Source organism: Kitasatospora sp. NPDC051914 (assembly GCF_040680995.1).
Lineage (GTDB): Bacteria > Actinomycetota > Actinomycetes > Streptomycetales > Streptomycetaceae > Kitasatospora.
This window is the reverse complement of record NZ_JBFAXX010000003.1, coordinates 64,514-91,168: the sequence shown is the minus strand read 5'-3', so window position 1 is coordinate 91,168 and position 26,655 is coordinate 64,514. Positions and strand designations below refer to the sequence as shown.

Genomic DNA, 26,655 nt, shown 5'->3' with positions numbered 1-26,655 from the left:
GGAGGGCGGCGGCGTCGCCGGCTGGGACGCCGCCGCGAGCGGGGGCGGGTGCGGCGGCCTCAGTGCACGGGCCGGGCCGAGAGGTCGTACAGGTAGCGCACCAGGGCCAGCAGGACGTCCCGGCTGGATTCGCGGGACCTGGCGTCGCACGCCACGATCGGCACCTCGGCGGGCAGGTCCAGGGCGGACCGCAGCTCGTCGAGCGGGTAACCCGGGGACTCCGGGAAGGAGTTGACGGCGACGACGAAGGGCACACGGCGGTCCTCCAGCCGTCCGATCACGTCGAAGCTGACCTCGAGGCGGCGGGTGTCGACCAGCACGACGGCGCCCAGCGCCCCCTCGAACAGGCCGTTCCACAGGAACCAGAACCGTTCCTGGCCGGGTGTGCCGAAGACGTACAGCACCAGTTCGTCGCTGAGGCTGATCCGGCCGAAGTCCATCGCGACCGTGGTGGAGGTCTTGCGCTCGACCCCGGCGGTGTCGTCGATGCCGGCGCCGGCCTGCGTCATCGTCTCCTCGGTGGTCAGCGGGCGGATCTCGCTCACGGATCCGACCAGGGTGGTCTTGCCGACGCCGAAGCCGCCGACGATCACCACCTTGACCGCCATGGCGGCCGAGTCCGGCAGCAGGTCCGCCTGCCGTGGCCCCACCACCGTGTCAGAGCCTCTGAAGTCCATGGATCACCGCCTCCAACAGGGCACGGTCGGGAATGATCGCCTGCGGCACGGGGGAGCGGGCCTCGATCCGCTCCTCGGCGAGGAGGTCGGCCAGCAGTACGGTGACCGCACTGGTCGGCAGCCGCAGGTACGCGGAGATCTCGGCCACCGACAGCGGCGAGCCGCAGATCCGCAGGATCGCGGTGTGCTCCGGCTGCATGGCGGGCGTCGGCTCCGCGCGGGAGACGATCAGGGTGACCAGGTCGAAGACGGCCTGTTCGGCCAGGCCGCTGCGGCCCCGCGTGATCACGTACAGGCGCTCGGGGTTGCCGTCGTCCCAGTCCCGGCCGTCCGCACTCATGTGCCCGCCCCGCTCTGCTCGGCACCCGTTCCGCGGGGTACGCCGCCGCCGGCGGGCCGCGTGCTGCGCCCGCTCATGCGACCTGCCCGCCGTTGCGTGGCGGGGTACTGAGGTGTTCGCCGATCCGGGCGACGAGGTCCCGCATCCGCTGGCCCATCAGCCCGGCGTCGACGCCCTCGTCGGCGAGCACCGCGAGGTACGCCCGGGCGCCGGCCGACATCAGGTAGAAGAAGCCGCCGCTCACCTCGATCACCACCAGCCGCATCCGGCCGTCGCCGTGCGGGAACTCGTGGCCCACCGCGGTGGCCAGGCTCTGCAGCCCGGCGCAGGCGGCGGCGAGGCGGTCGGCGGTGTCGGGGTCGGTGCCGTACTGGGCCATCCGCAGGCCGTCGGCGGAGAGCACGATGATGTGGCGGGTGTGCGGGACCCCGTCCGCCAGGTCCTTGAGCATCCAGTCCATGTTGGTGCGCTGCTGAATCACTGCTCGCCTTTCCCTGCCTGCTCGTCACTGGTGTGGCCGGCCGCTCCGGTGGACGGCGCGTGCCCGTTCACGCCCTCGTGGAACGCGGCCAGCCACATTCCGGGCTGGACGGGCGCCGGGGCCGGTTCGGGGACCTTGGAGACCTCCGGGAGGACCGGCCGGGAGGGGGCGGCGTGGCGGCGCCGCTGCGGCAGACCGTTCGGGGTCCGCCCGTCGACCACCGGAATCCCGTCGACTGCCGGGCCGGATCCGGCCGGGGGCACGGAGAAGGAGCCGAAGGACGTCCCCGCGGTGGCCGCCGGCGTCCGCCCGTGCGACCGCGTATCGGTCGCCGGCTTCGGGAAGGCGGCCGTGAGCGGCCGCGGACCGGCCGTCGCCCCGATGCCGTGCGCCCTGCCGGTGGCGGGCGCCGTGGTGATGAGCTCCTGGGGCACGATCAGCACGGCGCGCACACCGCCGTAGGCGGAGGGGCGCAGCGAGACCTGGAACCCGTACGCCTGCGCGAGGCGGCCGACCACGGCCAGGCCGAGCCGGGGGGTCTCGCCGAGGTCGTTGAGGTCGATGCCGGCCTGCGCGTCCTTGAGCATCCGCTCGGCGCGGGCCCGGCCCTCCTCGCTCAGGCTGAGGCCGCCGTCCTCGATCTCGATCGCTATTCCGGCCTGCACCTCGGCGGCGGTCAGGTGCACTCTGGTGTGCGGCGGCGAGTAGCGGGTGGCGTTGTCCAGCAGCTCGGCGACCGCGTGGATGAGCGGTTCGACGGCCGGTCCGACCACGGCGACCTCGGACACCGGGTGGAGGTCGACCCGCTGGTAGTCGAGGATGCGCGAGATGCCGCCGCGCAGCACGCTGTACAGCGGCACGGCCCTGCCCCACTGCCGGCCGGGGCGGGCCCCGCCGAGGACGGCGATGCTGTCCGCGAGGCGGCCGATCAGCGCATTGCCGTGGTCGAGCAGCAGCAGGTCGTCGAGGACGGCCGGGTCGTTGCCGTGCCGGTCCTCCATCTCCCGCAGGTCCTGGGCCTGCCGGTGGACGATCGCCTGGACGCGGCGGGCGATGTTGACGAAGGCCCGCTGGGCGGACTCGCGCATGCCCTCCTCGTTGTCGACGGCGTCGAGCACGGTGCGCAGCACGGCCTGCCGGGCGGCGTGGAATCCGGAGCCGTCGCCGCCGTACTGGGCCTCATAGGCCTTCAGCACGTCCTCGGGGAACTCGCCGCGCTGGAGCCGGGCCACCGCCCTGGGCAGGGCGACGGTTGCCAGTTCGACCGTCTCGGCCTCCTGCTGGGCGAGCCGGCGCTGCAGCTCGTGCTCCTGTCGGGCGCACCGCGCGCGCAGAGCGGTCATCGCGCGCCCCCTGCGGGCCGCTTCGGCGGCCACCACGGCCACCGCCGCGGTGCTCGCCAGCCCGCACCAGACGACCTCCGCGCGGGCACCGGCGGAGACCGCCGACACGGCGAACGCGGCGGCGGCCGCCGTCACGAACGTGGGCAGCAGCCACACGAGAACGGGAGCAGAACCCTGGCTTCCGGGTGACGATCCAGCACGAAGCATCAGCATCCTCAAGCGGTCGAAAGAGTGCGGAGACGGACGGGGCGGCGGCCGGCTCCGGCGGCGCGGGGCTGCGTCCGGGCGGGCCGACCGGTGCCCGCACCGGTCCTCGTGACCTGGTGCGGCGAGCGGTCCGGCGGGCCGGGCGGAAGTAGCATAGCCGGTTTCAGGACATATCTGACGCAAGCTCAAAAACACTGTCTTACAAGCGATTTAGTGCGATCTTGCGGGACATGCCGGGTATTCGCACGGCTGTCGGAGTCTCTCTCCGGCCGCCGCCGGCACCAGGCTTGTCGCTCGGGGCATGCCATGCAGCCGCCCGGCCCCCGGATTCGCTCAAGTGAGCGTTTTCCACGGGGATTTGCACGCGGCAGCGAGGAAATGTGCTACGGCACGGGACACTTACGGAGTGTCGGCCATGAGTGCGGCGATGCCGTCCAGGATGCGCTGCAGACCGAACTCGAAGAGGCGGTCGAGGTCGAAGTCGTAGCCGTCGGTGAGGTACCGGGCCAGTAGGGGATACCGGCCGGTGGCCAACAGGGCGAGCAGGGCCGGCTCCTGGGTGGTCATCCACTCCTCGGCGTCGAGGCCGCTCAGTGCCTCCGCCTCGGCCTCCGCCTCCACGCTGACCGCGGTGCCGCGGACGTAGTTGAACAGCGTGAGGTGGGTGGTGAACACCGTCCACTGGTCCAGGCCGCGGTCCTGGAGGGCGGTGAGCACCCACTCGGTGAACGGCAGGGCGGTGGAGACGATCTGCGGCCTGGTCACGGAGAGCGCCGGCGCCAGCCAGGGGTGGCTGCGGAAGGCCTCCCAGAGCATCCGGCCGGCGAGGGCGAGGCGTTCCCGCCAGTCCTCGGGCGGCTGCTCGGGGAAGGTCCGGCGGCCGAAGACGTCCTCCATCATCCGCAGCACCAGGTCGTCCTTGTCGACGACGTGCCGGTACAGCGACATGGCGGCGACACCGAGGTCCGCCGCGACGCGGCGCATCGAGACGGCGGCCAGGCCCTCGGCGTCCGCGACCGACACGGCGGCGGCCACGATCCGCTCCCGGGTCAGGGCGGCATCGCGCGGGCTCCTGCGGGCGGGTGCACCGCTGCGCACGCTGCTCGGGACGGGTGCGGGAGCGGGGGCGGGAACGGGCGTGGGGGCGGACGGGCGGGCCCCGGCACGGGGGTCGGCCACCACCGTGCCCACGCCCGGCACGGCGCGGACGAGACCCGCGGTGCGGAGTTCGGTGAGGACCTTGGTGGCGGTCGCCATCGCCACCCCCCACTGCCGGGTGATCTCCCGGGTGGACGGCACCCGGTCGCCCGGGGCGAGCTCGCCCGACTCGATCCGGCCCCGCAGCTCGGCCGCGATCCGGAGGTAGCGCGCACCGTCCGTTCCGTCCACCGTCTTCCCTCCCGCACTAGTGCACCTGCTGCGCCCGCCAGCCTAGCGATTTCCCGCGGCGGCGGCCCCGGGCAGTAGTGCACTACCCCTTGGAGCACTAGTGCACTACTGTCAAATTCCCTGATGTGGCTGCACTTTAGCGCTTGCTGTAGTCAATGCGTACGGCGTACAGTCGCAGCCATGGGGAACACCGACATCCTGATCTCGGGCGGCGGCATCGCCGGCCCTGCACTCGCCCACTGGCTGCACGCGGCGGGCTTCACCGTCACCGTCGTCGAACGCGCGCCCGCGCCCCGCCCCGGCGGCCAGACCGTCGACCTGCGCGGCGCCGGGCGCACCGTGATCGACCGCATGGGGCTGATGGAGCGCGCCCGCGAGCTGAGCCTCGACCAGAAGGGCATCGCCACCGTCGACTCCGGCGGACGGATCACCTCCCGGCTGCCCGCCGACGCCTTCGGCGGGGAGGGGATCGTCTCCGAGGTCGAGATCCTCCGCGGCGATCTCGCCGGGCTGCTGTACGAGGCCACCGCAGCGCACACCGAGTACCTCTTCGACGACACGGTCACCGCCCTGGCGCAGGACGGCGACGGCGTCACCGTCGACTTCGAACGGGCCGGCACACGGCGCTTCGCCGCCGTGATCGGCGCCGACGGCCTGCACTCCGTCGTCCGCTCCCTGGCGTTCCGGCCGGAGTCGGAGTGCGTCCGGCCGCTCGACCTCCACCTCGCCTGGTTCACCGCCGAGGACGGCCCCGCACTCGACGGCTGGTACCTGATGCACAACGCCCCGGGCGGGCTGGTCGCCTCGGCCCGCCCCGGTCGCGGGCCGCGCGAGATCAAGGCGGGATTCGCCTTCCGGTCGGGGCCGCTCGCCCTCGACCGCCGGGACACCGCCGCGCTGAAGGAGGTGGTCGCGCGCCGGTTCGCCGGCGTCGGCTGGGAGGTGCCGCGACTGCTGGAGGCGATGCGGGACTCGACCGACTTCCACCTGGACTCGCTCGGCCAGGTCCACCTGGACGGCTGGTCCCGCGGCCGGGTCGCCCTGCTCGGCGACGCGGGCTACAGCCCCTCGCCGCTCACCGGCCTCGGCACCAGTCTCGCCCTGGTCGGCGCCTACGTGCTGGCCGGCGAGGCGGCCCGGTCCGGCGGCGACCTGCAGACCGCCTTCCGGAACTACGACCGGGTGATGCGCCCGTACGTGACGAAGGCCCAGGAGCTGCCGCCCGGCGGCGCGGGCGGCTTCGCGCCGAACAGCGCGCTCGGCATCCGCCTGCGGGAGCTCTCGATGCGCTCCATGAACCGCTGGCCGATGCGGCAGCTGCTCGCCGCCCAGTTCTCCAAGGCCGGCGACATCGAACTGCCGGACTACGGTCTCGCCGCAGCGCGGTAGGACGTGTCTTCGGAAGGCATTCGGGCGCCCTGACAGACATCCGTGCGCCTTCGGGACGCACCCCGGGCCGCCTACCATCGCCGCATGGTCGCCTTCCTGCTCGCCGCCGTTCTGCTGGCCCTGTTCGCCATCGGTGCGGCACGCGACCTGCGCCGGCTCGGCAACGCCGTCCTGCTCGGCCTCGCCGTGGCCGCCGTCGCGGCGGGCCTGCTGGGCGAACTCGACCGGCTCCCGCCGGGTGCGGCGCGCGCGGCCGCCGACGCGCTGCCGGCCGCAGCCGTTCTCGCCGTCGTGGCGGTCGCCGTCCTCCTGGTCGGCAACGGACTGGTGATGCTCCGCCGGGAGGGCGGCCGGCCGGTGAACCTGCTGCCGCTGCTGGCGGGCCTCGCCGGTCTCGCCCTGATCGGCCTGCTGTGGACGGCCGCCCGGATCGACTCGAAGCCGCTGCACGCCGCCGCCGCGGCCGCCCTGCTGGTCGCCGGCCACCTGGCCTTCCTGCTGCTGTGCTTCCTCGGGTACTCGGCCCTGTACGGCCGGCTCCCTCCGCCCAGGGACGTGGACTTCGTGCTCGCCCTGGGCGCCGGGCTGGACGAGGGCGACCGGGTGCCGCCGCTGCTCGCCGCCCGGCTCGACCTCGCGCTGGCGCTGTGCAGGGCGCAGGCCGAGCAGGGACCGCCGCCCGTCCTCGTGGTCTCCGGCGGCAAGGGCGGCGACGAGCAGCTCTCCGAGGCCGAGGCCATGGCCCGGTACGCCGCGGAGCAGGGCCACCCGGCCGATGCGGTGCTGCGCGAGGACCGCTCCCGCAACACCGAGGAGAACCTCCGGTTCAGCGACCTGCTGATGCGCGAGCAGCGGCCGGAGTACCGCTGCACCGTCGTCACCAGCAACTTCCATGTGCTGCGGACCGCCCTCGCGGCCCGGCACGCGGGCGTGCCGGGCCAGGTCGTGGGCGCGCCGACGGCCGGCTGGTACTGGCCGGGCGCCGTGCTCCGCGAGTTCGGCGCGCTGCTGCTCGCCTATCCGCGCACCAACGCCGGCGCCGTCCTGCTGCTCGTCCTCCTCGGCAGCACCGCCGGCTGGCGGCCCTGACGGCCCGTCGACTCCGCCCCGGTACGGGCCCGTTTCCGTCGTTCGTGCCCGATTGGTTCGTCCTGCCTCTTGACCCTCCGCCAGTTGCCGCGGAACCCTGAACCACCTTTGGCTCATTTCATTCCACGCGCATCGAACGGAAGCCATGCCCAGAACCACGACCCTCCGTGCTGCCGCCGCCGTGGCAGCGGGCCTGATGGCCCTGGCGACCGGCGCGCCGGCCCTCGCCGCCGGCTCGGACACCTACACCGTGTCCGTCCACCAGACCCTCCCCGTCACCGCCGCCGGTTTCGGCGAGCACGAGAAGACCTGCGCCGGGATCAGCGCGTCCAAGGACGGCTGGCACTTCGTGCTCCCCGGCAGCAGCACGGACTTCGTCAAGCTGACGGTCGCCTTCGACAACGGGGCGCCGGTGGTCGTGACCGCGTTCGGACCGCCCTCGGACAAGCACGCCTACGTGGCGTCCGCGCCCGGCGCGAAGCTGACCTCGGCGGTGGCGCAGGTCAAGGGCGGCGAGGTGGAGTGGTTCAACCTCTCGCACACCTGCCCGGCCACCACCACTCCGTCGAGCCCGGCGCCCAGCACCTCGGCCTCCTCCAGCACCTCGGCCTCGCCCAGCCCGTCGCAGTCGCAGTCCACCTCTGCCTCGCCGAGCCCCTCGGGCTCGCAGTCGACGTCCACCTCCGCGAGTCCGTCGAGCGGTTCCCCGAGCGCTCCCTCGACCGGCTCGTCGTCGGCCTCCGTCGGACCGTCCTCGGCGTCGCCGACCGGTTCGGGCCCGGGCGGCCTCGCGTCGACCGGTGCGAACGTGGTCCTCCCCGTGCTCGCCGGCCTGGGCCTCGTCGCCGCGGGCGGCGTGCTGGTGATGCGCCGCAAGTCCCCCCGGCACTGACACCGCGGCCGATCCAGGGGCGCGGGGAACCGCTCGCGCAGCACCCCGCACCCCTGGAAGCCGCTCAGGCGCCGAGGGCGGCCTTGACCGAGTCGGCGAGCGGGGTGGTCGGGCGGCCGATGAGGGTGGACAGCACGCCGCGGTCGCGGTCCAGCTCGCCGCGGAGGATCGCCGCGTCGACGTCGACCAGCACGGCCGCGAAGACCGCGGGCAGCCCGGCGCCGACCAGGGCTTCCAGGTGCTGCGCCGGTGCGACGTCCTGGTACGCCACCGGGCGGCCGGACTGCGCGGCGAGCTCGGCCGCGTACTCGCCGAGGTTCCAGGCGGTGTCGCCGCTGAGCTCGTAGGCGCGGTTCTCGTGGCCGGTACCGGTGAGGACGGCGACCGCGGCGGCCGCGTAGTCGGCGCGGGCGGCCGTTGCGATCCGGCCCTCGCCGCTGCTGCCGAGCACCGTGCCGCGCTCCACGGCGCCGGCCGCGCCGGCCGTGTAGTTCTCGGTGTACCAGCCGTTGCGCAGGAAGGTGTACGGCAGGCCGGAGGCGAGGATCGCGGCTTCGGTGGCCTTGTGCTCGGCGGCCAGGTCGAAGGTCGCCTCGTCGCCGCCCAGCACGCCCGTGTAGACCAGGCGGGCCACGCCGGCCGTGGCCGCGGCGTCGACCACGGCGGTGTGCTGCGCGATCCGCGAGCCGACCTCGCTGCCGGAGACCAGCAGCACGGTCTCACCGGCCCGGAAGGCGCCCGCGAGGGTCTCCGGGCGGCCGTAGTCCGCCTCGCGGACCTCGACGCCGCGGGCCGCCCAGGCCGCGGCCTTCTCCGGCGAACGTACGGCCACGGCCAGCTCCTGCGCGGGCACCCGCTCCAGCAGCCCTTCGACGACCAGGCGGCCGAGCTGTCCGGTGGCTCCGGTGACGACGATCATGATGCGCTCCCTCGGGATGGTTTCGGCTTCAACCATCACCGTAGGCGCGGCGCTAACTATTCGGAAGTACCCACCTTGAAGTACGGTACTTACATGAAGGTAAGTGTCGAGGCGGATGCCGCCCCCGCAGCCCTCACCGGCAACGTGACCGACCGGATGTGCCCCTCCCGCGGCGTCCTGGAGCACGTCACCAGCCGCTGGGGTGTCCTGGTGCTGATCGCCCTGCGCGAGCGCGGCCACCGCTTCAGCGAACTCCGCCGAGCGGTGGCCGGGGTGAGCGAGAAGATGCTCGCGCAGACCCTGCAGACCCTGGAGCGGGACGGCTTCGTGCACCGCGAGGCGCACCCGGTCATCCCGCCGCGGGTCGACTACAGCCTCACCCCGCTCGGCGAGGAGGCCGCCGAACTCGTCGGCGGCCTCGGTCACTGGGTGGAGCGCGCCCTGCCGGCCGTCGACGCGGCCCGTCGCGCCTACGACAGCCGCCGGCCTCAGGGGCCGAAGACGCCGACCTCGTACAGCGAGTAGCCCCAGCCGGTGCCGCGCTTGACCCCGTGCACCCGCACCCAGCGGGCGGCGGCCGGGTCGAACAGCGCGGTGTCCAGCCCGCCGTTGCCGGCGGCCGTGGACCACACCGTCCGCCAGCTGCTGCCGTCGGACGACACCTCGATCCGGTACTCCCTCGCGTAGGCCCGCTCCCAGTCGAGCGTCACCCGGTCGACCGTGCGCACCGAACCGAGGTCCACCTGGAACCACTGGTCGTCGCTCCACCCGCTGGCCCAGCGAGTGCCGCGGTCCCCGTCGACCGCCCGGTCCGGACGGTAACTGGTGAACAGCGCCCACTCCGAGGAGCTGGCGCCGGCGGACCGGCCCGCGGCCAGGTTCGTCCCCGCGGTGTGCCGCTCGGTGGCCTTCCAGGTGCCCAGGTAGGACTCGGCGCCCTTCATCAGGTCGTCCACCACGTCCTGGCCGCCGCTGAGCCGCATCTGCTCGATCCAGTCCGGGACGAGGCCGTTGTGCGCCAGGCCGTCCTTGTTGAGGTCCCACGTCCGCTCGCCGGTGACCTGGCGGTCGATCACCGACTGCCCGTCGGCGCTCTTGAACGGGTACCGCACCGCATTGGGCGCACTCTCGCCGACCGGGGCCGGCCAGCCGCCGACGCCGTTCATGTCGGTGCCGTAGCCGTAGCCGACGTGGAACGCGTCACGCAGCGCCCGGGTGCGCCGCGCCTCGCCGACGAACCCCTCGGCCGAGTGCGCGTACTGGGCGGCGAACCCGCCGAGCCGGTACAGCCGCTCCGTCCACTGCAGGTCCATCCAGCTGTGGCTGGAGATCACACCCGGGTACCCCTCGGACTCCAGGAGCTCGAACGACCGGTCCGCCGCCTTGACGCTCATGTGGTCCATCTCCAGCATCATGTGGCGCTTCATCATGCCGCGGACGGCGTACTCGCCGAGCCGGGTCAGACCGCGGGTGTTGCACTGGGCGTCCGAGGCGTACGACGGGATGCGCACGCCCTCGGGCAGCAGCGACGCCGCCTGCGCGGTGGGCAGCCCGATCGGGTTGTCGTGCTGCGGGCCCGCGCACTTCTCGGTCTTCCAGAACGTCCCCGTCGACAGGAACTGCCCCGCGTTCACCGCCACACCGATGGTGCCCTCGTCGAACCGCACCCCGCACAGCGCGTTGTCGAACTTGTGGCACAGGAACATGCTGCGCACACCGAGCTGGTACAGCTCGTCCAGCCCCCGGTCGATGTCGCCCTCGTTGCACTGCGCGATGTCGAGGATCTGCTTGCAGCCGAACGGCTCCGAGGTCTCCACGCCCAGGACGACGGCCAGCTTGCCCTGCGCCACCACGTTCCGCGCCTGGGCCGCATCGGTGACGATCCGGAACCAGCCCTTGCCGGCGCCGCCGTACATCCGGTCGATGTAGTCCTGCAGCTCGTACGTCCGCTTCGCCTGCAGCCTGATGGACGTCATCTCGTCACAACTGCGGTCCTTGAACGGGTAGATCGAGCACAGCAGGCCGTTGGTGACGAGGTCGTTCACCAGGACGCGCTGGCCGCCGCGCCAGGCCCGCTCGACCCAGGCGTAGTAGTTCTGCTGGTGGCTCAGCGAGTCGTGGGCCGGCCAGTCGCGGAAGGTGGGCCAGCCGACCGGGTCGTGGTGGCCGTCGGCGCCGCCGGTGACGTTCTCGAACAGCGCCAGCGCGCCGTCGGGGTAGTGCTCCGGACAGTCCCTCAGCGCATCGGCGGCCCCCTTCTCGGAGAAGGTCGCACCGCAGATGATGCGCCCGCCGAAGCCCTCGTTGGACATCAGGTGGTTGTGCGCGTCCACGAACCCGCGGACCCTGCCGTTCGCATCCGTGCCGCTGAACGGCGCGCCCGTGACATTGATCTGCGAGTCGGGCGCCGGCCGGGCGGACGGCTCCCACCAGCCGTCCGCGGCCCGGGCCGTGGGGCCCGGCACGACACCGAGCACGGTGGCGGCCAGGGCGAGGAGCACGGACCACAGGGAGATGACGACGCGTCTGCCGCTGGCGTTCCTGGTCATGATCACACCTCTGCTCGTCGGGTGGCGGGGGAGTGGAGCTGTGCACGACATCCGGATCACCTGAGAATCGCGAGCGGCTGAGGATGCGTCAAGGCTTCGGACCGAATCCGCTACTGGCCGGTATCCGGTCACTCCACCCACCATGCCGGACACCCGGGGCCCGGCCCGGCGGCAGCGAGCCGCGTCCACCGCTCGGTGCCCCGGCCGTGGACGCCCCTTTCGGCCGGCCCCCGTTCCGGCCGGGTGGGCGGCGACACGGCGGGGCGGATCGGGCTGTGCTCCGCCGTCCGCGGCATGCGGTGGCGGACGATCGGGGGCGGGACGTGCGAGGGCGAGGCGAGGCGATGGCGCAGCATCCGGTGATCGGCTATCTGGTCTGGGCGGCGGTGTTCGGAGCCGTCTTCGCATGGGAGGGGATCGCCCTGGTGAAGGGCGGGGCGGAGGCGGGCTTCCCCACCCTCAGTGACGCCACGCGGGCGGTCATGCGGTATCCGGTGGCCAGGTGGGCGCTGTTCGCGCTGTGGCTGTGGTTCGGCTGGCACACCTTCGTCCGCGGCTGGCACTTCCTGCTCCGGGACGGGCCGTGACACCGGCGGTGTGGGCGCAGCCGGCCCCTCTGCTGTCCGTGCCGGTGACGGTCGGCATCATGCTGGGCGGCTACCTGCTGCTGATGGGATACCTGGCCCTCGCCCTGCGGACCATGCGCCGGCGACCGGGCCCCCCGCCCGCGGAGCGCCGGGGGTGGCCGGGCCTGGTCCGGAAGGTCGTGGGCACCGCCGTCGGCGGATACCTGCTGCTGATGGCCGTGGTCGTCGGTTACTACCAGGGGGTGGCCCGGGTCGCCGGCCCGTTCCTGGCGAGCGCCTTCACCGGCTGCGCCCTGCTGGTCGGCATCTCCCTGCCGGTCTTCCTCGGGGCCTCCTGGCTTGAGGAACGGTGGCGCAGGCGCCGGTCCGGGCGTGATCCCGAGGGCTGAGGCGCGGCTGTCGTGGGCTCCCGTGACCGGCTGCTCGGCGAACAGCGACACGACCGGGCCACCGCGTCCCGCCGCACTGCCGGAGGCGATCCGGCGGACGACGAGGTGCGGCGCGTGAGCGAACGCGGTCGGACGGGTGCCCGCCTCGGCGAGGACGTGCAGTTCGGCGTGGTGGAGGGCGCTCCGGCCGGGTCGTCCCCGGTTCCTGACCGGCTGCCCGGCTGCCCGACGGGCCGGTCAGAAGCGGACGTGGGTGTAGCCGAGGACCCAGCCGAGGGCCTGGGCGGCTCCGTGGGCGAAGTCCTGCTCCTCGGTGCTGCGGCCTTCGGCGCGGGCTGCGGCCAGGGCTGCGCGTTCCTCGGCCATCAGCCGGCACTCGTCCACCGGGGGGCCGGAGCGGGCGGTGTCCGCTGCCGCGACCACGGGGCGGAGGGCGGCCGCGGGGCTCGTCGGCGGGGGACAGGGGTGGCCGAGCGCCCAGCGGTAGGCCGCGGCGGCACCCCGCCCGCCGGGGCCTATCGTCTCGTCGCGGGACCGCAGCACCAGCCAGTCCAGGGCTTCTCGGACCTGTTCGGCCGGCCGGACACCGACCATCGCCACTGTGGCGGAGTCACCGATCATCCGCCCACCGTAACCGGGCGACCCCGTCGGCGGCGCGCGGAACTGCGCAGTCCGGGGACGGCCCCCGACGCCGTCGACCGCCCGACTGCGCGGGCGGCGGGGCGGTCGCAGGATGGAGCTGAACCCATCGGGAGGTCGTGGTGATCAAGAGTGCTGATGTCCGCGAGTGGCGCGAGCACGACGTGGTGGACGAGGACGGGAAGAAGATCGGCACCATGGAGTCGGTGTACGTGGACACCGCCACGGACGAGCCGTCCTTCGCCACGGTGCGGGTCGGGATGCCGACCCGGCACCGGCTGGTGTTCGTGCCGCTGGACGGGGCCACGCTGGGGCCCGGCTACGTGAAGGTCGCATTCCCGAAGGGGCTGGTGAAGGACGCGCCGGCGATCGACACGGACGGGGTGCTGGCCGCGGAACAGGAGCCGGACGTGTTTGCCCACTACCAGCTGGCGTACACGCAGGGGGCGGGCGGCGAGCGCCGGCTGGCCCGCCGCTGACCGGGACGACAGGAGGTGGGGCGCCATGGCATGGGTTCTGCTGCTGGTGATCGTGGCGATCATTCTCGGCATCGTCGGAGCGGTCGCCGAAGGGCTGTTCTACCTGCTGGTGATCGGGGTGCTGGTCTTCCTGCTCGCCCTGGCCCTGGGCACGGCCCGGGCGCGGCGGGCCGGCCGCAGGCCCACCCGCTGACCCGGCCCGGCGGTCGGGGCCGCTCAGTGTGCCGGGGCGGCCGGCGGGTCCGTGCGGAGCGACGCGCGCAGCGCGACCTCCAGCTCGAAGCGGGCGTCGGGACCGCCGAGCGACTCCCCGAACAGCTCCTGCACCCGGTGCAGTCGCTGCCGCGCGGTCTGCGGGTGGATGCCGAGCCGCGCCGCGACCTCGGGCGCGGTGCCGTGGTCGGTCTGCAGCCAGGCCAGCAGGGTGGCCGCCAGGCGGTGGTTCTGCTTGTCGGTGAGGGGCCCGGTCCGCCGACCCTCCCGGGACCCCGCCCGGTGCGGTGCTCTCCCGCCGCACCGGGCGGCCGTGCACGCCGCGTCAGACCTTGACCGCGTCCGTCCGCGGCGCGGGCCGGGGGACGGGCACCGGCAGCGGGTGGGCGCGCTGCACGGCGTTCAGCAGCGGGCCGGTCATCACGGTGGTGACGATCGCCATGATCACCATGACGGTGAACAGCCGCTGGTCGATGACCCGCAGTTCGAGGCCCACATTGAGGATGATCAGCTCGGTCAGGCCGCGGGCGTTCATCAGGACGCCGAGCGTCAGCGACTCGCCGCGGTCGAACCCGGTGAGCCGGGCGGAGGCCGTGGCGCCGACGAACTTGCCGGCGCAGGCGACCACCAGGACGAGGGCCAGTTCCACGGCGCCGCGGGTGCCGAGCCCGGTGAGGTCCACCGACAGCCCGGTCAGCGTGAAGAACACCGGCAGCAGCAGCGATCCGGTCTGGTCGATCCGCTCCGGCACGTACGGGGCGAGCCGCTCCAGCTCGCCCCGCGGCACGGCCGCCCCGAAGGCGAAGGCGCCGAGCACCGCGTGCAGGCCGATCGCCGAGGTGAACCAGGCGCTGACCAGCAGACCGCCCATCAGCAGCGGGAAGGCGGCGGTGGCCCGCGCGTCGGCCCGGCCGCCCGGGGCCAGCAGGCGCAGCAGCAACGGCCGCACCGCGTAGCGCAGCACCAGCACGAAGGCCGCGGACAGGGCCGCGTTCACCAGCAGGGAGTGCGACTCGCCGGCGGTCACCGCGGCGACGATGACCGCGAGCAGCGCCCAGGCCAGGGCGTCCTGGAGGGAGGCGCAGGTCAGGGCGATGCCGCCGAGACGGTCGCGCTGCATGCCGCGGTCGGCGATGATCCGCGCGAGGACCGGGAAGGCGGTGATCGACATCGCCGCGCCGAGGAAGAGCGCGGGCGCCGGGGCGGTGGTGGAGCGCAGGAAGCCGTGGTCGTACCAGGGGAAGAACAGGAAGCCGAGGCCGGTGCCGAGGGCGAGCGGCAGTGCCACCGAGCTCAGCGAGACGGCGGTGATCTGCCGGCCGCGGCCCCGCAGGTGGTCGGCGTCCAGCCGGTAGCCGATGCCGAACATGAAGAGCACGAGCCCGAGTTGGGCCAGCACGTGGAGGAACGGGCGGACCTCCTTCGGGAAGAGCACGGCGGTCGGGTTGCCGGGCAGCAGTCCGAGCAGGCTGGGGCCGAGGGCCAGGCCCGCCACGATCTCGCCCACCACGGGGGGCTGCCGCAGTCGGCGGGCGAGGCGGCCGAAGACATGGGCCGCCCCGAGGATCAGGGCCACGTCGACGAAGACGACGGCGGTGGTGCTCTCGAGCGAGGGAGGCGAGGCCATGGCATGGATTCCCTTCGTCATGGGCCGGCGCCGGCCGGCCGGCAGCGGTACTGGCGGTGGGTCAGCGGGCGCGCCGGCGTCCGCGGTAGGCGGAGGCGGCGGCCCGGTCGGTGCACTGGTCGCAGCAGAAGCGGCGGTTCCCCGGCCTCGTCCGGTCGACGAACACGCAGCTGCACGGGGCGGCCGCGCAGCTGCCGAGCCGCCGGACGCCGTGTTCGGCGACGTACGCCGCGAGGGCGCCGGGCAGGCGGGCGGCGAGGGCGGGGTAGCCGCGCCGGTCGGCACCCCAGTCGAGCCGGAGCGGGCCCTCGCCGTCGGTCGGCAGCTGCGGTACGGCGTTGCTCTCGCGGAGCAGGCCGTTCAGCAGCCGGGCCGCGCTCGCGGTCGAGTCGGCTGCGAACACGCCGCGCAGGCGGTCGCGGAGCAGCCGCAGCGACGGCAGGTCGTCGGGGGCGGTGTCGGCGGCGAGCGCGGGCTCGCCGAGGTCGGCGAAGGCGCGCCGCAGGTGGTCCGGGTCGTCCAGCCGGTCGGCCGGTTCCGCGAGCGGGCAGGCGCTGTTGACCAGGGCCACGGCGAGGTCGAGGTCGTCCCCCGGCCGGGCGGTGCTCACGGCCGCCCCTGGGCGGTACCTCCTCCACCGGGGCGGCCCGGTGGCCGCCGCGGTCCGCAGGCACATCGCGCGCCGTCCGTCCGGGCGCGGGCCACCCGCACGGCGTCCCCCCGCACGCGTGAGTTCATCTCGGCCCCTTGCCGTTCATCAGGCGCAGCAGCGCGGCGGCGGCAGCGGCCGGGTCCTGCCCGGCCACGTCGATCCGGTCGCCGGGGCCCCCGGCGGGGCCGACCTCCACTGCGAGGTAGGGCACGCCGGCGGCGCGGTGCCGGGCGCGGACGGCGGGGCCCGCGGTGTCGGCGCCCGGCCCGTCCACCAGGGCCAACACGGTGATCCCGTTGCGGGCCAGGGTCTCGGCGGCCAGGCCGAGTCGCCGCCGGTCGGCGGCCGTGGGTGCCGGGGCCGCGCCGAGCACCCGGTCGGCCGGCGGCTCGTCGCCGTACAGCACCTCGGCGCGGCGGCCGCTGCGGTGCAGCTCGTCCCGGACGGCGCGGGCCAGCGCGGTCTTGCCAGGCCCGGGCCGACCGGTCAGCCAGACGGTGGCACCGGGGCGGCAGGTGCAGCGGAGCTCCCCGCCGTCCGGGGCCGGCGGGGAGCCGGCCGTCACGGCCATGTGCATGAGGTCCTCCTGCGGGTGTGGTGGGAACGCAGCCGGCGCACCGCCTCGTCGAGCGTCTCCTGGCGCTTGCAGACGGCGAAGCGCACGACGGAGGCCATCGGGGGGACCGGCTCGGAGTAGAAGACCGACATCGGCAGCGCGGCGACCCGGGCCTCCACGATGGTGCGGTCGCACCACCGTTCGGCGTCCTCGCCGACGTCCGCGAGGACGAAGAAGCCGTTGGCGGGCGCGGTCGCGGGCAGGCCGAGGCCGTGCAGAGCCGAGACGAAGCCGTCCACCCGGGCCCGCAGGTCGCGGGCCCGCCGGGCGAGCACCTCCGGGGTGTCCGGTGCGCCGAGGACGGAGGCCACGGCGATCTGCAGCGGCGTCGGCGGACAGAACGTCACGAACTGGTGGACGGCCCTGATCCGCCGGGTCAGTTCCGGTCCGGCGACCGTCCAGCCGACCCGCCAGCCGGTGGCGGCGAAGGACTTCGACACCGACGAGATCTTCACCCGCAGCTCCGGGTCGGCGACCGCCCCGAGCACCCCGGTGTGCGGGGAGCCGTCGAGGTTGAGGTCCTCGTACGTCTCGTCGGAGACCACCACCACGCCGCGGCGGGTCAGGTCGGCGACGGCACGCCATTCCTCGGCGCCCAGGCCCCGGCCCAGCGGGTTCCAGGGGCTGTTGACGACGATCGCACGGGTGGCGGGGGTGACGACCGCGGCCAGCGCCGCGGCGTCGATCCGGTCCCCGGGGCCGGTCAGCCGCAGCGCCCGGGTGGTGCCGCCGGCGGACCGCACCGCGGGCGCGTACTGCTCGTACGCCGGCTCGACCAGGACGACCTCGTCGCCGGGCCCGACCAGCGCGCCGATCACGCAGTGCAGGGCCTCCGTCGCACCGACCGTCACCGTGACCTCGGTGTCCGGGTCGACGGCGACGCCCTCCAGCAGGCGCAGCCGGCCGGCCAGGGCCGAGCGCAGCAGCGGGTGCCCGGCGCTGGGCGCGTACTGGTGCTCGAGCCCGCTGCCGAGGGCGGCGAGCGCCGCCAGCAGGGCCTGGTCGGGCCCGTGGTCGAACACGCCCTGGGCGAGGTTGACGGCGCCGTGCCGGGCGGCCAGCGCGGGGATGCGGACGAAGACGGACTCGGCGGCCGGTGCGGCCGCAGCGGTGGGTGTCATCGGACGGTCTCCTCCGCTCCCAGGCCGGCGGTCACGGCCCCGGCGGACGCCTCTGCCGGCACCTGCCGGACGGCGGCCCGGCGGCGCTGCACCACCTGCACCCCGAGCGCGGCCAGCAGCGCCAGCACGCCGTACAGCGCCTGCCAGCGGGACTGCACCAGGCTCACCGCGATCACCACCAGCAGCAGCAGGTTGAGCCCCGAACGGACCGTCAGGCCGCGTACCCGCAGGTAGGAGACGATGCTCAGGACGTACAGCAGCATGAAGATCGCACTGGCCGTGGCGGTGGTGTCGATGACCAGGTCGGGCTTCAGGGCGAGCAGGACCGACGTCCCGGAGAACAGCAGCACCAGCAGGGCCAGCGCCCGGCGCGGCGTGCCGCGCCCGTCCAGTGCGCCGAGCGCGGCCGGCAGCATCCGGTTGTCCGCCGCGTCCCGCACCATCTGCGAGGCGCCCCACACCCAGGCGACGGCGTTCAGCAGCATCGCGGAGCACGCGATGAAGGTGACCGCCCAGATGATCACCTTGCCCCAGCCGGCCACCGCGGCCAGCTGCAGCAGGCCCACCACCTGGTCGACCTCGGCCCGCGGCACGGTCACCGCGATCGCCACCGTCAGCAGGATGGTGAACAGCCCGTACACCGCCAGCGCGACCGCGCTCACCGGCAGGAAGTCCCGCTCCGGGCGGCGGAACTCGCGCGCCAGGAAGGTCAGGTTCTCGAACCCGGCGAACGCCCAGAAGGCGAGGATGATCCCCGGCAGCACCACCCCGAGGTGCTGGGTGCCCGGTGCCACCGTGTGCAGGCCCTCCCGGGCCGAGGGCACCGCCGAGACCAGCAGCACCGTCGCCACCAGCACCAGCCCCCAGGTCGCAGCGGTCTGCACCCGGGTGCTCGCCCGGCCGCCCGCGAAGTTCACCAGCGCGGCCGTCAGCAGCACCGCCACCGCGATCGCCACCGTGACCGGCCGGCCCACCTCGAAGGTCTGCGCCACGTACCGCCCGGCGACGTACGCGCCCGACGGCAGGCCGACGATCACCAGCGCGATGAACATCACCGGCACGCACCGGCCGAACATGTCGCCGAGGCCGGCCCGGATGAACGCCTCGATCCCGCGTCCGTCCGGGTTGCTGCGCACCATGTCGTCGAACATCAGCAGCATCGGCAGGCACAGCAGGGTGGACAGCGCCCACACCAGCAGGCTGTTGTTGCCGGCCCGCGCGTACACCGCGGACGGCAGGAAGAGGATGCCCGACCCGGCGATCGAGCCGATCGCCAGCGGGATCGCCTGCCAGCGCGTCAGCCCGCGCCCGGGCGCCCGTGTCGTTCCGTCCGTGCTCATCGCTCCTCCTCCGTGTCCCACGGCAGGACCCGGCCCCGGTTGAGGACACCGCGCGGGTCCAGCGCCGCCTTCAGCGTCCGCATCAGCTCCAGCTCGCCCGCGGACCGGGTGTAGCCGAGGAACGCCCGCTTCTCGAAGCCGATGCCGTGCTCCGCGGAGATCGAACCCCCGCACGCCGACACCGCCCGGTACACGATGTGCTCCACCTCGGCCTTCCGCTCCCGGGTGCGCTCCCCGGTGGCGACCGCGATGTGCACGTTGTCGTCGCCGAGGTGCCCGAACACCAGCAGCCGCACCCCCGGCCACTCCTCCCGCAGCCGTTCGCCGATCCCCGCCAGGCAGTCCGTCAGCTCCCGCGCCGGCACGCTCACGTCGAAGCCGAACAGCGGCTGCATCCGCAGCACCTCGGACGGGATGCGCTCGCGCGCCTGCCAGAACGCCTTCAGGTCGGCCGGCGAGGAGGCCACCGCCGAGTCGAGCAGCTCGCCCGACAGCTCCTCCAGGCAGGCGAAGAACGCCGCCTCGTCGTCCGGCCGGGTGGTCTGGCACTCCGCCAGCACGTACAGCGGGTGACCCTGCGGCAGCGGCAGCCGCACTCCGGTGCCGTCCAGCACCGCGTACGCGTCCGACCAGACCACCTCGAAGGCGGTCAGCGCGCCCGGCATCCGGCTGCGCAGCGCACCGAGCAGCCGCAGCGCCGCGTCCACGTCCGCGACCGCGCAGAACGCGCCGGTGCGGCCGGTCGGCGCGGGCCGCAGCGCCAGCACCGCCGAGGTCACCACCCCGAGCGTGCCCTCGCTGCCGATGAACAGCTGCTTCAGGTCGTAGCCCGCGTTGTCCTTCACCAGGTCGGTGGAGAGTTCGAGCAGGGTGCCGTCGCACAGTGCCACCTGCAGCGACCGGACGTGGCTGCGGGTCATCCCGTAGCCGACGACGTTGACGCCGCCCGCGTTGGTGGCCACGCAGCCGCCGATGGTCGCACTGTCCTTGGAGGCGAGGTCGATCGGCACCATCAGGCCGTGGGCGGCGGCGTGCTCCTGGAGGGCGGCCAGGGTGACGCCGGCGCCCGCCGAGACGGTGCCCGCGGCCCCGTCCACCGCACCGACCGAGGTGAGGCGCTCGGTCGACAGCACGACCTCGTCCGCGGCGGGCACCCCGCCGGAGACCAGGCCGGTCATGCCGCCCTGGACGACCACGGGCTGCCGCTGGTCGTGGCAGTACCGCAGCACCAGCGCGACCTCCTCCGGGGTGCCGGGCCGGACGACCACCGAGGCCACCCCGACGCGGTCGCTCCCCCAGAGGTCCTGGGTGTAGCGCACGGGCAGGTCGGGGCCGGTCAGCACATGGCTGTCCCCGACGATGAGCCGCAGCACGTCCGCGTGCGCGGCGATGGTCCGTTCGGCGTCGCGGGCGGCGCCGTCCGGCCTCAGGGGCGTCGGTGCGGTCACGGGATCTCTCCTAACAGTCGGACGGCAGGTCGAAGTTGGCGTGCACGGCCTGCAGGCTGGTGCGGACGTGCAGGAGGTATCCGTCGCGGGAGGCCAGCGCCCGGCGGACGGCCGGGCCGACCAGGTGCGGATGGGCCACCGACTCGGCGGGCAGGCCGAACGAGCGGGCCCACAGCACCAGGTCGGGGTTGGCCAGGGAGGTCGCGCAGTCGTGGCCGGCGCCGCGCCGCGCGGCATGCGCCTGGATGGTCCCGTAGCTGCCGTTGTCGGCGACGATCACCACGGGCCGGCGGCCGGCGGCGCGGGCCGCGGCCAGCTCGTTGCCGGTCATCAGCACCCCGCCGTCGCCGACGACGGCGACCACCGTGCGGTCGGGGCAGCGCAGCGCCGCGGCGAGCGCGGCGGGCACCCCGAAGCCCATCGAGCCGCCCGCCAGGGCGAGCAGCCGCTGCCCGGCGCGCAGCCGGACGTGGCGGTGGATCCAGCTGCTGAAGTTGCCCGCGTCCAGGGTGAGGACCGCGTTGTCGGGCAGCCGCCGGTCGAGCGCGGCGGCGACCTCGGCGAAGTCCACGCCGTCCTCGCGGGGCCGCGGCTCGGCCACGGCCAGCGTGTCCTCCAGGGCCCGCCAGCCGGCGCGCCACTCCTCCCGGGCGGCCGCCGCCGGGGCGCCGACCGGGCCGCCGGCGTCGCCGGACGCGAGGTCGGCGAGCACCGCGAGCGGGTCGGCGGCGAGCAGTTCGCCCGGGCCGCGCGGGTCCGGGTGGACGGTGACCAGCCGGGTGCCGGCGCCGTGCCAGCCCGCCAGGTGTACCTCGTCCGGGAGGTCGCCGAGCAGCACCACCAGGTCGGCGGAGGCCAACCGGGCCCGGGTCGCGGCCGGGGTGCCGAGGTGCAGGTGGCCGGCGTAGTGCGGGTGGCGGTTGTCCAGCAGGTCCTGCTGCTTGTTGCCGAGCAGCACCGGCACGCCGGCGGCGGTCGCGAACCGGCCGAGTGCCGAGCCCGGCGCGCCCGCGGCGCCGCCGCGGCGCAGCAGCCGGCCGGCCAGCACGACCGGGCGCTCGGCCGCGGCCAGCAGGTCGCGGACGCGGTCGGCGGCGGGCGGTGCGGCGGCGGGCGGTGCGGCCCGCGGCGGCAGCGGCCGGTCGGCCTCCGGCACCTCGGCCCGCTCGTCCCACAGGTCCTCGGGGACGACCAGCACGGCCGGGCCGGGGACGGGCCCGCGCAGCGCCCGGGCGATCCGGGCGAACGCGGCGGGCAGCGACTCCGGGTCGTCCAGCACGACCACGGGGGCGATCCCGCCGAGCAGTGCCGCGATGTCGGTGCCCTGGAAGCCGAGGACGGGGTCGGTGCCGCGGTCGGCGCCGCCGACGACCAGCAGCAGCGGTGTGGGGTCGGCGGTGGCGGCGTCCAGGGCGATGCTGGCATTGGTGGCGCCCGGCGAGCGGTTGACGGCGACGGCGGCCGGACGGCCCGTCAGCCGGGCGTCGGCGAGGGCGGCGAAGGCCGCGCCGCTCTCGTGCCGGGTGGTGACGACGGTCAGTGCGTCGTCGCCGCCCGCGGCGTCCAGCAGCGGGAGGAAGGCCTCGCCGGGCACGGTGAACAGCCGGTCGACGCCGAGCGTGCCGCGCAGGAACCGCAGCACGGCGTGGGCGACGGTGGTGCGGGCCGTGGTCGGGCGGGTGGCCGTCCCCGGGCGGACGGGTGCCGCGGCGGTCATCGCCGCACCGCCGTGGACGGGTCGAGGTAGTCCCCGGTGGCGGACTCGGGCGGCCAGACGACGACGGCGTCCTGGGCGCTGTCCCCGGTGTGCCGGTAGTGCATCAGCACGATCTCCGGGGTGTCGTGGTGGCCGGTCTCCTCCGTCCAGGTGAAGGTGACCGGGCCGCGCCAGGTGTCGAAGGTGCCGCCCTCCAGCGCCTTCTGCAGTTCGGCGCGGTCGGTGCTGCCGGCGGCCCGGGCGGCCTGGGCGAGCACCACCACGTCGGTGAAGGCGTTCAGTGCGTTGTCCGGCGGGGCGCTGCCGAACTCGGCCTCGTACGTCTCGACGAACCAGCGGCCGACCTCGCTCAGGCCCGGCCAGTCGGGGCTGAACCGGGTGGCCGGCCAGACCACGCCCGCGCCGGCCTCGCCGGCCAGCGCCCAGTAGTCCTGCGAGCGCATCGGGAAGGGGAAGCACACCATCATCGGCACGCCCGGCAGCACGCCGGCCGCCACCGCGGAGGCGATCACCATGTAGTTGGTGCGCACCACGGCCGCGTTGAGCAGCAGGTCGGGGCCGAACGCGGCGACCTCGCCGAGCTGCGCGTCGAGGTCGGTGACGCCGTCCTGCGGGAAGTCGATCCGCAGCACCTCGACGCCCTCGACCGTGTCGACCAGGGTCTGCTGCAGGGTGTCGGCGAGCATCTGCCCGAAGACGGTGTCGGCGGCGACCAGGGCGATCCGCCGCCAGCCCTGCTTGCGGATGAAGCCGGCCATCAGCGGGGCCCGGTCGGCGATCGAGAAGTAGGTGCGGAAGACGTGCCGGCGGCCGAGGTTGACGGTGTTGTGGCCGTTCTCGATGAAGGTCGGCAGGCCCATCTCCTCCGCGGCGGCGGCCACGGTGGGCGTGGTGCGCAGGTGCCACTGGCCGATCAGCGCGCTCACCCGGTCGACGAAGGCGAGCTTGCCGAGGCCGCCGACCGCGGTGCGGGACATGTGCTCCCGGTCGGCGCCGATCTGGTCGTCGGCGAGGAAGAGGCGGACGCCGTCGCCGATGCCGTACTCGGCGGCGTAGCGGGCGCCGAGCACGGCGCCGCGGACGCACAGTTCGCCGGCCACCGGGTCGCCCGGCAGGGTGAGCGGGGTGAGGACGCCGACGGGCAGGGCGTGTTCCCCGGCGGTGCGGTTCTGCTGCTCGATCAGCTCGGCGGCCCGTTCGGCGGCCTCGTAGGACAGGGACACGGTGGGCTCCTCCTGGTCGGGGCGGTGGGTGCGGGGTGCGGGCGGCGGGTCAGACGCCGAAGCGCTTGCGGTAGTCGGCGGTGGCGCCGGTGACGGTGTCGGCGGTGAGCCCGAAGTCCTCGAGGCGGTACACGTGCCGGCCGCGGGCCCGGGCGGGCCGGTCGCGCAGGTGGTCGTCGACCGCGGCGGCGAACCCGGCGGTGTACGGCACGCCGACGAAGGCGCAGATCTGCCGCATCGCCGCCTGCGGGTCGCCGACCAGCCGCTCGTACGGCATGTCGAGCACCGGGCGGCCGGCGACCAGGCCGTCGCGGTCGTCGGCGAGCTGCTGGGAGAGGCCGGTGATCCGGCCGAACCACTGGTCGCCGATCTCCTTGGTGTCGACCTCGTCGCTGCGGGCGCCGCGCAGGGTGCGGCACAGGCTGGCGGTGGAGCCGACCACCTCGACCGGGTCGCGGTGCAGGTGGATGAAGCGGGCGTCGGGGTGGGCCTGCACGAGGTCCGGCAGGAACCAGGTGTGGAAGGGGCACTTGAGGACGGGTACCGGCAGGGTGCCGTCGTCCTGCCGGTGCAGGCTCATCAGGGTCTGCAGCTGGCTGCGGTGCCAGCGGTACGGCTCGGCGAGGCTCTGCCGGTGCAGCCACTCCCCGTAGGAGGGCACCCGGTAGCGCATCTCCAGCACCATGCTGTGGAAGGTGTTGGCGAGCAGCCGGTGGCACTCGTCGGGGCGGCCGGCGTCGATGTAGTGGATGGTCGGCAGGTCCGGGGCCTTGCGGTAGTAGTCCTCGACGTACTCCTGGGCCCGGCTGCGCAGGCGGTCGTGGGCGTGCGGGCTGCGGACGGCGTCGGTGTGGCTGGTGAGCTCCCACAGCAGCGGGCTGTGCAGGTCCTCGTGCAGGCCGAGCAGGTTGTGCAGCAGGGTGCTGCCGGTGCGCAGGAAGCCGATGACGAACACCGGCCCGTTCAGGTCGAGCCGGCCGAGGGAGGGGTCGGCGGTGTGCAGGGCGGCGGTGTCGGCCAGCACCTCCTGGGAGCGCAGCACCGAGCGCCACACCGGCTGGACGTCCTCGGGCCGGAGCCGGGCCTCGTCCCGGAGGGCACCGGCGAAGCGGTGCAGGGCCTCGGTGAAGGGTGCGGGGCCGGCGGCCGCCGCCGGGTTCGTGCGGCCCGCCGGTGCGGCTGCGGTCGTCATGACGCGTTCCTTTCGCTGGGCCAGGGGGTGAGGTCGCGCGGGGTGCGGCCGGCGCGGAGGTCGTCCAGGTTCGCCAGGAGCGTCCGGGCGACCTCGGCGGGCTCGCCGGGGAAGGCGAAGGCGCGGTGCGGGGAGACGACCAGCCGCGGCACCGCGTGCACCGGGTCGTCGGCGGGCAGCGGTTCGGCGTCGTGGACGTCGACGAAGGCGCCGCGCAGCCGGCCGGCCCGCAGCAGGGCGTGCAGGGCGGCGTTGTCGACGGTCTCGGCGCGTCCGACGTTGACGACGGCGGCGTGCGCGGGCAGCGCGGCCAGGACGTCGGCGCCGATCAGCCCGCGGGTCTGCGGGGTGCCCGGCAGGCAGGCGACCAGGTGGTCGAAGCCGGCGGCCTCGGCGGCGAGCCGGTCCGCCGCCACGGTGCGGACGGCGCCGGGCACGGGCACCTCACCGGTGCGGGTGACGGCGACCGGCCGGGCGCCCAGGGCGGCGAGCCGCTCCACGAGGGCGCGACCGATCCGGCCCGCCCCGGCCACCGCGACGGTGCTGCCGGCGAGCAGGACGGCGTCCGAGCGGTACCAGGGGGCGTCGCTGCGGCCGACCAGCTCCGGCACGTCCTTGAGCAGGGTGAACAGGCCGGCCAGGGCGTACTCGGCGACGGCGGTGACCGGCACCGTCGCGGAGTTGGTGACCAGGACGTCCGGGCGCAGGCCTGCGGCGGCGAGGTGGTCGGTGCCGGTGCCGGTCAGGTGGAGCCAGCGCAGCCGTTCGAGACCGGCCAGGCTGCCGGGCGGGAACTGGAAGCCGACGAGCACGTCGGCGTCGTCCGCGGTCACCGTCTCCGAGACGTGCAGCCGGATGCCGGGCGCCCCCTCGAGGACGGGCAGCAGCTTGGGCGCCATCTTGCTGTGGGCGAGGCGGACGTCGAGGTCGTGCCAGCCGGTGGCGGGTGCCGTGCCGGCGGTGAGTGCGGTCGTCATCGGGCTCAGGCCGCCTTCCTGCGGTGGGCGAGCAGGGCGGGCACGGGGTCGGTGCCGCCGGCGCCGGTGATCTCCAGGACGTCCCGGGTGTTGCGCCGCACGGTCCCGGCGACCAGGTCGAAGAGGCTGTGCACGAGGGCGTCGGTGGTGAGGCCGGCCGGTGCGCGGCCGGTGAGCAGCGCGCCGACGGCCGCGGCGGCGCCGACGTTGGCGACGACGTCCGGCACCAGGGTGATGCCGCGTTCGGCCAGTCGGGCGGCCGCTTCGGGCGTGCAGCAGAGGTTGCCGCCCTCGACCACGACCCGCGCCCGGACCCGGTCCGCGGTGTCGCCGCGGACGGCGTCGCCGGTGGCCGCGAGCACCAGGACGTCGGTGTCGATGTCGAGCCAGGCCTCCAGCCCGCCGTAGCGTGCGACGGAGTCCGGCAGGGCCTCGCGGGCGATGGTGCCCGCGTGGTCGGTGGCGGCGGCGAGGCGGTCGACCGGCAGGCCGTCCGGGTCGTGCACGGTGCCGTACGCGTCGGCGACGGCGACCACCCGGTGGCCGTGCCGCTCGAGGGTGCGGGCGACCGCCCGGCCGACGGTGCCGAAGCCCTGGACGGTGACCCGGCACGGCCGGTCGCCGAGCCGGTCGCGGGCGGCGGTGAGGGCGGCGACGGCCACCCCGCTGCCGGTGATGTCGGTGAGCCGGCCGCAGAGCTCCGCCCAGTCGGCGGGCAGCCGCGGGGTGCGGGCGATCCGGCGGGCGTCGTAGCCGGCCTCGGTGAAGAAGAGGTTGCGGTCGGAGTGGCGGGTGCCGAGGTCGCAGCCGAGGTAGACACCGCCGCGCAGCAGCGGGCCCGCGGACCGGCCGAAGGCGCGCAGGGCGCGCTCGCGGTCGCCGGGCCGGTTGCCGGGGGAGCGGAGCCCGGCCTTGGCGCCGCCGATGGGCAGCCCGGCGAGGGCGAGCTTGGTGGTCATCGCCCGGGCGAGGCGGGTGACTTCCGCCTCGGTGACGGTGCCGGTCATCCGGGTGCCGCCCATGGCGGCGCCGTCGACCAGGGAGTCGACCACGACCCAGCCGGTGAGGCCGTCGGCGGGGGAGGTGAGGGAGGTCGCCAGCAGGGGCGAGGGGCCGCCGCCCGGCGGGCGTCCGGGGTTCCCTGTCATGACTGCTCCTCT

At 74.7% G+C, this 26,655-nt stretch carries 27 protein-coding genes and 1 pseudogene; 8 read left to right on the top strand and 20 right to left on the bottom strand.

Annotated elements, in window-relative coordinates:
• Positions 1 to 59 precede the first annotated feature (59 nt).
• The 5 genes from AB0M03_RS03555 to AB0M03_RS03535 form a co-directional block, all read right to left on the bottom strand.
• Complete coding sequence (locus tag AB0M03_RS03555; protein WP_363487936.1) at positions 60 to 677, bottom strand: ATP/GTP-binding protein; 618 nt, start codon at positions 675 to 677, stop codon at positions 60 to 62.
• The gene (locus tag AB0M03_RS03550) at positions 658 to 1,017 is read right to left on the bottom strand and encodes a DUF742 domain-containing protein (RefSeq protein ID WP_363487934.1); all 360 of its coding nucleotides are present in this window, start codon (positions 1,015 to 1,017) and stop codon (positions 658 to 660) included. Before AB0M03_RS03550 ends, AB0M03_RS03555 begins: the two co-directional genes overlap by 20 nt.
• 73 nt (positions 1,018 to 1,090) lie before the next feature.
• A complete protein-coding gene (locus tag AB0M03_RS03545) occupies positions 1,091 to 1,498 on the bottom strand; it encodes a roadblock/LC7 domain-containing protein (protein ID WP_363487932.1) in 408 nt (135 codons plus the stop codon).
• Positions 1,495 to 3,048, bottom strand: a complete 1,554-nt coding sequence (locus AB0M03_RS03540; protein ID WP_363487930.1) for an ATP-binding protein — start codon at positions 3,046 to 3,048, stop codon at positions 1,495 to 1,497. Before AB0M03_RS03540 ends, AB0M03_RS03545 begins: the two co-directional genes overlap by 4 nt.
• 399 nt (positions 3,049 to 3,447) lie before the next feature.
• Complete coding sequence (locus AB0M03_RS03535; RefSeq protein ID WP_363487928.1) at positions 3,448 to 4,437, bottom strand: TetR/AcrR family transcriptional regulator C-terminal domain-containing protein; 990 nt, start codon at positions 4,435 to 4,437, stop codon at positions 3,448 to 3,450.
• Between the two features lie 180 nt (positions 4,438 to 4,617).
• Here AB0M03_RS03535 and AB0M03_RS03530 point away from each other — a divergent pair, with 180 nt between their 5' ends.
• The 3 genes from AB0M03_RS03530 to AB0M03_RS03520 all read left to right on the top strand — a co-directional run bounded on the left by AB0M03_RS03530 (position 4,618) and on the right by AB0M03_RS03520 (position 7,807).
• Positions 4,618 to 5,826 carry an FAD-dependent monooxygenase gene (locus tag AB0M03_RS03530; RefSeq protein WP_363487926.1) on the top strand — a complete coding sequence of 403 codons (1,209 nt, stop codon included), beginning with the start codon at positions 4,618 to 4,620 and terminating at the stop codon, positions 5,824 to 5,826.
• A gap of 84 nt (positions 5,827 to 5,910) precedes the next feature.
• The gene (locus tag AB0M03_RS03525; protein WP_363487924.1) at positions 5,911 to 6,915 is read left to right on the top strand and encodes a YdcF family protein; all 1,005 of its coding nucleotides are present in this window, start codon (positions 5,911 to 5,913) and stop codon (positions 6,913 to 6,915) included.
• Positions 6,916 to 7,060: 145 nt separating this feature from the next.
• Positions 7,061 to 7,807 (top strand): LPXTG cell wall anchor domain-containing protein, encoded by a 747-nt coding sequence (locus tag AB0M03_RS03520; protein WP_363487922.1) that lies wholly within the window; start codon positions 7,061 to 7,063, stop codon positions 7,805 to 7,807.
• A gap of 64 nt (positions 7,808 to 7,871) precedes the next feature.
• On the opposite strand, the gene AB0M03_RS03515 is transcribed toward AB0M03_RS03520, so the two are convergent.
• Complete coding sequence (locus AB0M03_RS03515) at positions 7,872 to 8,729, bottom strand: NAD(P)H-binding protein (RefSeq protein WP_363488197.1); 858 nt, start codon at positions 8,727 to 8,729, stop codon at positions 7,872 to 7,874.
• Between the two features lie 153 nt (positions 8,730 to 8,882).
• On the opposite strand from AB0M03_RS03515, the gene AB0M03_RS03510 reads away from it, so the two are divergent.
• Entirely contained in the window at positions 8,883 to 9,251 is a 369-nt protein-coding gene (locus AB0M03_RS03510) for a helix-turn-helix domain-containing protein (RefSeq protein WP_363488195.1), read from the top strand.
• Here AB0M03_RS03510 and AB0M03_RS03505 read toward each other — a convergent pair.
• On the bottom strand, positions 9,215 to 11,275 hold the full coding sequence (locus AB0M03_RS03505; protein ID WP_363487920.1) for a discoidin domain-containing protein: 2,061 nt from the start codon (positions 11,273 to 11,275) through the stop codon (positions 9,215 to 9,217). The genes AB0M03_RS03510 and AB0M03_RS03505 overlap by 37 nt on opposite strands.
• Positions 11,276 to 11,619: 344 nt before the next feature.
• Between AB0M03_RS03505 and AB0M03_RS03500 the strand changes: the two genes are divergently transcribed.
• Both AB0M03_RS03500 and AB0M03_RS03495 read left to right on the top strand, forming a co-directional pair.
• Positions 11,620 to 11,862, top strand: a complete 243-nt coding sequence (locus tag AB0M03_RS03500) for a DUF6186 family protein (protein WP_363487918.1) — start codon at positions 11,620 to 11,622, stop codon at positions 11,860 to 11,862.
• Positions 11,859 to 12,251 (top strand): DUF6256 family protein, encoded by a 393-nt coding sequence (locus tag AB0M03_RS03495; protein ID WP_363487916.1) that lies wholly within the window; start codon positions 11,859 to 11,861, stop codon positions 12,249 to 12,251. The genes AB0M03_RS03500 and AB0M03_RS03495 overlap by 4 nt, the downstream gene beginning before the upstream one ends.
• A gap of 237 nt (positions 12,252 to 12,488) precedes the next feature.
• Here the strand turns inward: AB0M03_RS03495 and AB0M03_RS03490 are convergent, their stop codons facing one another.
• Entirely contained in the window at positions 12,489 to 12,872 is a 384-nt protein-coding gene (locus AB0M03_RS03490) for a hypothetical protein (protein WP_363487914.1), read from the bottom strand.
• A 140-nt stretch (positions 12,873 to 13,012) separates the two neighbouring features.
• On the opposite strand from AB0M03_RS03490, the gene AB0M03_RS03485 reads away from it, so the two are divergent.
• Entirely contained in the window at positions 13,013 to 13,369 is a 357-nt protein-coding gene (locus tag AB0M03_RS03485) for a PRC-barrel domain-containing protein (protein ID WP_363487912.1), read from the top strand.
• 25 nt (positions 13,370 to 13,394) lie between these two features.
• Entirely contained in the window at positions 13,395 to 13,562 is a 168-nt protein-coding gene (locus AB0M03_RS03480) for a hypothetical protein (protein WP_363487910.1), read from the top strand.
• Positions 13,563 to 13,585: 23 nt separating this feature from the next.
• Here the strand turns inward: AB0M03_RS03480 and AB0M03_RS03475 are convergent.
• The 12 genes and pseudogenes from AB0M03_RS03475 to AB0M03_RS03420 form a co-directional block, all read right to left on the bottom strand.
• Positions 13,586 to 13,807: pseudogene (locus AB0M03_RS03475) on the bottom strand (helix-turn-helix domain-containing protein); the annotation flags it as partial.
• Between the two features lie 100 nt (positions 13,808 to 13,907).
• Complete coding sequence (locus tag AB0M03_RS03470) at positions 13,908 to 15,209, bottom strand: cation:proton antiporter (RefSeq protein WP_363487908.1); 1,302 nt, start codon at positions 15,207 to 15,209, stop codon at positions 13,908 to 13,910.
• A gap of 61 nt (positions 15,210 to 15,270) precedes the next feature.
• Positions 15,271 to 15,819 carry a CGNR zinc finger domain-containing protein gene (locus AB0M03_RS03465; RefSeq protein WP_363487906.1) on the bottom strand — a complete coding sequence of 183 codons (549 nt, stop codon included), beginning with the start codon at positions 15,817 to 15,819 and terminating at the stop codon, positions 15,271 to 15,273.
• A gap of 124 nt (positions 15,820 to 15,943) precedes the next feature.
• Positions 15,944 to 16,438 carry an adenylyl-sulfate kinase gene (locus AB0M03_RS03460; protein ID WP_363487904.1) on the bottom strand — a complete coding sequence of 165 codons (495 nt, stop codon included), beginning with the start codon at positions 16,436 to 16,438 and terminating at the stop codon, positions 15,944 to 15,946.
• On the bottom strand, positions 16,423 to 17,598 hold the full coding sequence (locus AB0M03_RS03455) for an aminotransferase class I/II-fold pyridoxal phosphate-dependent enzyme (protein WP_363487902.1): 1,176 nt from the start codon (positions 17,596 to 17,598) through the stop codon (positions 16,423 to 16,425). Before AB0M03_RS03455 ends, AB0M03_RS03460 begins: the two co-directional genes overlap by 16 nt.
• Complete coding sequence (locus tag AB0M03_RS03450) at positions 17,595 to 18,938, bottom strand: APC family permease (RefSeq protein ID WP_363487900.1); 1,344 nt, start codon at positions 18,936 to 18,938, stop codon at positions 17,595 to 17,597. The genes AB0M03_RS03455 and AB0M03_RS03450 overlap by 4 nt, the downstream gene beginning before the upstream one ends.
• The gene (locus AB0M03_RS03445) at positions 18,935 to 20,386 is read right to left on the bottom strand and encodes an FAD-binding oxidoreductase (RefSeq protein ID WP_363487898.1); all 1,452 of its coding nucleotides are present in this window, start codon (positions 20,384 to 20,386) and stop codon (positions 18,935 to 18,937) included. The genes AB0M03_RS03450 and AB0M03_RS03445 overlap by 4 nt, the downstream gene beginning before the upstream one ends.
• Before the next feature lie 10 nt (positions 20,387 to 20,396).
• Positions 20,397 to 22,103, bottom strand: a complete 1,707-nt coding sequence (locus tag AB0M03_RS03440) for a thiamine pyrophosphate-dependent enzyme (RefSeq protein WP_363487896.1) — start codon at positions 22,101 to 22,103, stop codon at positions 20,397 to 20,399.
• The gene (locus AB0M03_RS03435; RefSeq protein WP_363487894.1) at positions 22,100 to 23,326 is read right to left on the bottom strand and encodes an ABC transporter substrate-binding protein; all 1,227 of its coding nucleotides are present in this window, start codon (positions 23,324 to 23,326) and stop codon (positions 22,100 to 22,102) included. The genes AB0M03_RS03440 and AB0M03_RS03435 overlap by 4 nt, the downstream gene beginning before the upstream one ends.
• 49 nt (positions 23,327 to 23,375) lie before the next feature.
• Positions 23,376 to 24,518: a sulfotransferase gene (locus AB0M03_RS03430; protein ID WP_363487892.1), complete on the bottom strand. Its 1,143-nt coding sequence runs from the start codon at positions 24,516 to 24,518 to the stop codon at positions 23,376 to 23,378.
• Positions 24,515 to 25,495, bottom strand: coding sequence for an NAD(P)-dependent oxidoreductase (locus AB0M03_RS03425; RefSeq protein ID WP_363487890.1), 981 nt, complete (start codon positions 25,493 to 25,495; stop codon positions 24,515 to 24,517). The genes AB0M03_RS03430 and AB0M03_RS03425 overlap by 4 nt, the downstream gene beginning before the upstream one ends.
• 5 nt (positions 25,496 to 25,500) lie before the next feature.
• Complete coding sequence (locus AB0M03_RS03420) at positions 25,501 to 26,643, bottom strand: Glu/Leu/Phe/Val dehydrogenase dimerization domain-containing protein (RefSeq protein ID WP_363487888.1); 1,143 nt, start codon at positions 26,641 to 26,643, stop codon at positions 25,501 to 25,503.
• Between the last annotated feature and the right edge of the window lie 12 nt (positions 26,644 to 26,655).